Consider the following 6,850-nt stretch of genomic DNA (forward strand, 5'->3'; position numbering starts at 1 on the left):
GTGGATAGTCCGGCCATCTCGCCTTCGCGTAAGGTTTACGGAGCCGGAGGTTCGACTGCCCCAGAGTGATTGCCGCTTCTGTTGAGGGATTGCGGCTAACGCGTCCGCTATGTCGCGCAGGAGATGGCCTGACGGATAATCGGACAGAATTCCTTGCGATTGTCGATCAAGAGCGGATAATCAGCGGGCATGGACCGATTGACGAGTCTCGAAGTCTTCAGCCGGGTGGTCGAGACCGGCGGCTTCTCTGCAGCAGCCCGCAAGCTCAACATGTCGACCACCATGGTGAGCAATCACGTCCAGGCGCTGGAAGACCGGCTCGGGGTGAGGTTGCTTCAGCGCACCACGCGCAAGGTCAGCCTCACCGACATCGGCAAGGCCTATTACGACCGCTGCATCCAGATACTTGCCGAGCTCAAACAGGCCGACGATATCGCGAGCGAATTGCAGTCGGTGCCCCGCGGCACGCTACGGATCCACGTCGCCACGCACATGGTGCCGTTCGTCGCGCCGGTGGTGGCGAAACTCCTGTCGGCCTATCCGGAGCTCAAGATCGATCTGCGCATGGGCGAGGCCGACATCGACCTCATCGAAGAAGGCTATGACGTTGCTCTGCGCATGACCTCGCCACCGGATTCGAGCCTGATCGTCCGCAGCCTTGCCACCTGGCGTCACGTGCTGTGCTGCTCGCACGACTATCTCGACAAGCACGGTCGCGTGCAGAAGCTCGGTGAGCTCACCACGCACAATTGCGGGCGCCATTTGAATTATCCCTTCGGTGACGATTGGCGCTTCTTCGATCGCAAGGGCGCGCCGGCATCGGTGCGCATCTCCGGTAGCTTCATCACCAACAGCGGTGAGGCCTTACGAAAGGTGGCGCTGGAAGGCGCTGCCGTCTGCCTGATGGCCGGATTTCTGATCCGCGACGATCTCGAGGCCGGTCGGCTGGTGCGCCTCTTGCCCGAATATCGTCCAGTCGAGATGTCGATGAATGCCGTCTATCCACACCGCCATCATCTGTCGGCCAAGGTCAGGACATTCATCGACATGCTGGTGCATCACAGTGCCGAGCAGCAGAAGCTGATCAATCCGTATTCATGACGGGCGCGGCGGCGGCAGTCGTCCGAACACGATGTCGAGCGCCAAGCCGATCGCAAGCAGCCGGCGATCGCTTCCGGCCGGGCCGTCCATCTCGAGGCCGACAGGCAGTTTGCTGGTGGCGCCGAGCGTGATCGGAATCTGGATGCCGGGAATGCCGGCATTGCTGCCGGGATCGGTGTTCTGGATGAACAGGCCGAAATTCTCCAGGCTGCTGGAATCGGGATTGGAGGCAATGGCGACGCGCGGCGTGGTCGGGAAGGCGATGGCATCGAGCCGGTTGTCGGCGAAAGTCCTGCTGTAGAGCGCCTGAAGCGCGGGGCGCGCTGTGTTGATCGCGGCGTCGTAGATCGGCTTGGCGTCAACCAGCGTGCCATCGGGGGCGGGCAGTTTGCGCGGGATCACCAGCCCATCGTAGGTGCCCTTCACGTCTGCGCTGGATATCTCCGCTGCCAGCGCCGCGATGCTGAGGCCGGTACCGGTGTGTCTGAGATACGCGACCATGTCGTCATAGGCCTCATACAGCACGACGGGAAAGCTCACCTGGCCGTTGAGTTCGGCCAGCAGCGGCATCTCGATTTCGATGACGGTGACGCCCTGCGCCTTCATTTTCGTGACGGCCGCCTCGAATGCGGCGTCGGTGTCGGCGTCGAGATTGGTCAGTATGGCTTTCACGATGCCGATCCGCACCTGGTTCAGATCGGCCGGCGCGATAGCATCGCCGCCCGTAATGACGCCGTCGAGCAGCGCGACATCCGCCATGGTCGCGGCCATGGGACCCGCGGTGTCGCGGGTGTGCGAGAGCGGCGCGATGCCGTTTTGCGGATAGCGGCCGATCGTCGGGCGCAGCGAGGCGCAGCCGTTCAGCGCGGCCGGCACGCGGACCGATCCACCGGTATCGGTGCCGAGCCCGCCTGCCACGATCCGCGCGCCGATAGCGGTACCGGTCCCGGAGGAAGAACCGCCGGCGATCAGGGCGCGGTCATAGGCGTTGCGCACGCCGAACTCGGCACCAGTCTTGAATGCGGTGTTGTAGCCGGAGATGCCGAAGGCGAGCTCGTGCATGCTGGTCTTGCCGATGATGACCGCACCTGCGGCCCGCAGTTTTGCCGCAACCGGCGCGTCGGCCGTGGGAACGTAGTCCTTCAGGGCCGGCGTGCCCGCGCTACAGGGCAGCCCGGCGACCTCGATATTGTCTTTGATCACGATGGGCACGCCGCCGAGCGGATTTGTCCGGTCGCCCGTCGCGTCGAATGCGGCCGCGGCCTTCAGAGCGCCGGCCTCGTCCAGGGTGACGAAGGCGTTGAGGTCGGCATTGGCTTTGGCACGGGCAAGAGCTTCAGTCGTGAGTGCGGTGCTCGTCACCTTGCCGGCGCGGAGGTCGGCGGCGGCCTGGGTCAGGGTCAACTGATCGAAATCCATGATGCGTCACCCCCTTGCCCGGCTCCATCATGGAGCCCTCGAATTCGGGAAGCTGAAGCCTCTCCGGCATGACGTCAACCGTGGGCGCGCAACTTTGCCTGCGATGCCGCGATCACATCGGCGAGAAGCCGCTCGACCGCCGGCTTCACCTTTGCCATCGCGATGTCCTTCACCGGGCCGTAACCGCGGATCTCCATCGGCGCCTTGGCGATCACGACGAGATCGGGCAGGCGCGCCGCATCGAGTTCGCCGAGCATCCGTTCGATCACGCCCTCATACCAGGCGATCAGGTCTCGCTCGGTGCGCCGTTCGACCGTGTAACCGAACGGATCGAATACTGTCCCGCGCAACCCTTTCAGTCGCGCGAGCGCGGCGAGCGGCAGCTGGATCCACTGGCCGAAGGCGCGCTTGCGCGGCCGGCCGCGGGCGTCGCGCTCGGACGGCAGGAGGGGCGGAGCGAGATGGTATTGGACGCTGAAGCCGTCCTCGAACTCGCGCTTGAGCTCGTCGAGGAAGCCGCTCTGCATGTGCAGGCGCGCCACCTCGTACTCATCCTTGTAGGCCATCAGCTTGAACAGGGCGCGCGCAACTGCCTCGGTCAGCGCCTCGCTGCTCAGCGGAGCCTCAGCGCGCCGGACTTTCTCGATCGCCGAGCGATAGCGCGCCGCATAGGCCTCGTTCTGATAGGCGGCGAGGAAGTCGGCGCGGCGGGTGATGATCTGGTCGAGCGTCTCGGCTTTCGGCGCCTCGTCCGTCTTCGGCAGAAAGTCACGATCGGCCGCTGCAATCCGGCCCCAGGCGAAAGCCTGCTTGTTGCTTTCGACCGCGACGCCGTTGAGCTCGATCGCGCGCAACAGCGCCGAGAGCGAGACCGGCAGCAGCCCGCGCTGCCAGGCAAAGCCCAGCATGACGATGTTGGCATAAACGGCATCGCCGAGCAGGCGCTCGGCCAGCGCATTGGCGTTGATGGTGTCGAGATTGCCGTCGCCGATCACCTGGCCGATCGCGCGCAGGCGGGCGGGTGAGGCGAGATCGGCGTCACGGAAGCGGACGACGTCGCCGGTCGGCATCTCTGCGGTGTTGACCGCGGCGCGCGTGCCTTTCCGATAGGTGCCGGACGCCTTCGGCGAGGAGCTGACGACGAGGTCGCAGCCGATCAGCGCATCGGCCGCGCTCTGATCGACCCGGACCTGATGCAATGCGTCGGGGGATGGCGCCAACCGGATGTAGCTCAGCACCGGCCCGAATTTCTGCGCAAAGCCGGTAAAATCCAGCACCGAGACACCGTTTCGTTCGAGATGCGCCGCCATGCCGATCAGCGCGCCGACCGTGATCACGCCGGTGCCGCCGACGCCCGTGACGAGCAGATCATAGGGACGGTCGAGCGTTGCGAGAGTGGGCAGGGGAAGTGTGGCCGCGTGGCCGACCGCGTCGGTCCGGCTTGCGCCCTTCTTCCGGCGCGTCGCGTCCTCAACGGTGACGAAGCTCGGGCAAAACCCGTTGAGGCAGGAAAAGTCCTTGTTGCAGGACGAGAGATTAATCCGCCGCTTCCGGCCGAAGGGTGTTTCCTTGGGCTCGACGCTGAGGCAGTTGGATTCGACCGAGCAGTCGCCGCAGCCTTCGCAGACGAGATCGTTGATATAGGCGAAGCGTTTGGGGTCGGCCATCTGTCCACGCTTGCGGCGACGCCGTTTCTCTGTCGCGCAGGTCTGTTGATAGATCAGCACCGATACGCCCGAGATTTCGCGCAGCTCGCGCTGCACGCTGTCCATCTCCTCGCGCGGATGGATGGACACGCCGACCGGAAGATCGCCTGGCGAAAATTGCGCTGGATCGTCCGACACCAACGCGATGCGCGCAACGCCCTCGGCGCGGACGCTGTGCGCGATAGCGTGGACGCTAATCGGGCCGTCGACGGGTTGGCCGCCGGTCATGGCGACGGCATCGTTGAACAGGATCTTGTACGTGATGTTGGCTTTGGCCGCGATCGCCTGCCGGATCGCCATCGAGCCCGAATGATAATAGGTGCCTTCGCCGAGATTCTGGAAGACGTGCTTGTTGCCGGTGAAGCGTGACGAGGCGGCCCAGTTCACGCCTTCGCCGCCCATCTGAATCAGCGATGAGGTCTCGCGGTCCATCCAGCTCGCCATAAAATGGCAGCCGATTCCGGCCAGCGCCTTCGACCCCTCCGGCACTTTTGTCGATGTGTTGTGCGGGCATCCGGAGCAGAAATACGGCGTGCGCGTCGCACCGCTGACGTTGATCGCGCGCGCGGCCTCAGGCATCAAGCCGGCTGCGCGCGCGGCGAGATTAAGGCTTGGGAACATCGGATCGAGACGGCGTGCGAGCACCCCAGCGAGCGCGCGCGGCGACAATTCGCCGATCCAGGAGATCAGCCGCGCGCCGGTTTCGTCGTGCTTGCCGACCATGCGCTCGGGCTTTTCGCCCGGATAATCGTAAAAATATTCCTTGAACTGGCTCTCGATGATGCCGCGCTTCTCCTCGACCACGAGGATCTCGCGCTTGCCCTTCACGAATGCCATCGCATCATGCAGTGCCAGCGGCCAGACCATGCCAACCTTGTAGATGTCGATGCCGATGCTGCGGCAGTCCGCTTCGTCGAGACCCATCAACCGCAGCGCTTCCATCAGATCGAGATGCGCCTTGCCTGTGGTGACGATGCCGTAGGTGGCGCCCGGAATGTCGTAGATGTGACGGTCGATCGGATTGGCCTTTGCGAAGGCGTAGACCGCGTGCTTCTTCGCCTCCAGCCGCTCCTCGATCTGCGGGCCGGGCAGGTCGGGCCAGCGATAGTGCAGGCCGCCGGGCGGCGGCGTGAAGTCCGGCGTGTGGAAGGCGCGCGGCGGGCGCAGCGCGACGGAAGCGCCGGATTCCACGATCTCCGAGATCGCCTTGAAACCGACCCACATGCCGGTGAAGCGGCTCAGCGCGTAGCCATATTCGCCGAATTCGAGATATTCGCTGACGCTTGCGGGGTGGAGCGTCGGCATGAACCAGCTCATGAAAGCGACGTCGGACTGGTGCGGCATCGAGGACGAGACGCAGCCATGGTCGTCGCCGGCGACCACCAGCACGCCGCCATGCGGCGAGGAGCCGTAGGCGTTGCCGTGTTTCAGCGCATCGCCGGAGCGATCGACGCCGGGACCCTTGCCGTACCAGAGCCCGAACACGCCATCGACCTCGCGGTCGGCTTGCGTCTCGACCTGTTGCGAGCCGAGCACCGCAGTCGCGGCAAGATCTTCGTTCACTGCGGGGAGGAATTCGATGCGGTCCCGCTTCAGTCGCTCCTGGATGCGCCACAGTTCGAGGTCGATGCCGCCGAGCGGCGAGCCGCGATAGCCCGAGATGAAGCCCGCCGTGTTCAGCCCCGCGGCACGGTCGCGCCGCACCTGGTCGAGCGCGATGCGGACGATGGCCTGCGTGCCGGTGAGGAAGACGCGGCCTTCTTCGCGATCGTAGCGGTCGGAAAGCTCGTAAGGTTCGAGAGACGGAATGGCGTCCATGCGGACCTCCCCACGGCATCCTTGCCGGATGGAGAAGGGTAAGCCTGGGCAATTGGTAGGTCTTACCTATTTTTCCGAATGACACGCTTTTTATGGTAGTATTATCCGATCTAGTCTAAACGGAGGTGGAATAATCCATTTTAGTGGCTACCATGATCGAAGACCAGGACGCGCGGATTCTCGCCTACCTTCAAAAGGATGGCCGCGCCACTAACCAACAGCTCGCCGACGCGGTCGGCATGTCAACGTCGGCGTGCTGGCGCCGGGTGCGCGCGCTGGAGGAGAGCGGTGCCATCCAGGGCTACGCGGCCCTGGTCGCGCGCGAGCAGGCCGGCTTTGCGATGTCCGCGATCCTCCACGTCTCGCTGGAACGGCACGACGCAAAATTCGTCGACGAATTCGTCGCGCGGGTAACCACGCGCCGTGAGGTGCTGGAGTGCTTTGCGACCACGGGCGATGCCGATTACCATTTGCGCGTCGTCGTGCAGGACATGGCGGCCTACAACAGATTCCTCGACGATTTCATGTTCCGCATTCCCGGCATTCGCTATGTGAGAAGCAATGTGGTGCTGAAGGAGATCAAGACCAGCGTGGCGCTGCCGTTTTGAGAGGCCGCGCATCGTCGTCCCGGCGAAGGCCGGGACCCATAACCACGAATGCCAATTGCCTTGCGAAGCCGCAACGACGAGTCCTAATCAAAACATCTGCTGCGGCGTATGGGTCCCGGCTTTCGCCCTAGGGCATGCACATATCTGGTGCGGCGGATTGACTCAGAGCGGCATCTGGGGATTCCAGAATCGGGAAAC

At 64.1% G+C, this 6,850-nt stretch carries 4 protein-coding genes; 2 read left to right on the forward strand and 2 right to left on the reverse strand.

The window, feature by feature from the left end; translation table 11 throughout:
• Positions 1 to 189: 189 nt before the first annotated feature.
• Entirely contained in the window at positions 190 to 1,101 is a 912-nt protein-coding gene (locus tag AC0L21_RS32205; protein WP_473265706.1) for a LysR family transcriptional regulator, read from the forward strand.
• On the opposite strand, the gene iaaH is transcribed toward AC0L21_RS32205, so the two are convergent.
• Together iaaH and AC0L21_RS32215 are read right to left on the reverse strand one after the other, a co-directional pair.
• Positions 1,096 to 2,520 carry an indoleacetamide hydrolase gene (iaaH, locus tag AC0L21_RS32210; protein WP_473265707.1) on the reverse strand — a complete coding sequence of 475 codons (1,425 nt, stop codon included), beginning with the start codon at positions 2,518 to 2,520 and terminating at the stop codon, positions 1,096 to 1,098. The genes AC0L21_RS32205 and iaaH overlap by 6 nt on opposite strands.
• 74 nt (positions 2,521 to 2,594) lie before the next feature.
• The gene (locus AC0L21_RS32215; RefSeq protein ID WP_473265708.1) at positions 2,595 to 6,044 is read right to left on the reverse strand and encodes an indolepyruvate ferredoxin oxidoreductase family protein; all 3,450 of its coding nucleotides are present in this window, start codon (positions 6,042 to 6,044) and stop codon (positions 2,595 to 2,597) included.
• A 152-nt stretch (positions 6,045 to 6,196) separates the two neighbouring features.
• On the opposite strand from AC0L21_RS32215, the gene AC0L21_RS32220 reads away from it, so the two are divergent.
• Complete coding sequence (locus tag AC0L21_RS32220) at positions 6,197 to 6,652, forward strand: Lrp/AsnC family transcriptional regulator (RefSeq protein ID WP_473265709.1); 456 nt, start codon at positions 6,197 to 6,199, stop codon at positions 6,650 to 6,652.
• Positions 6,653 to 6,850 lie beyond the last annotated feature (198 nt).

The sequence above is a fragment of the Bradyrhizobium sp. WSM4873 genome (assembly GCF_055811355.1).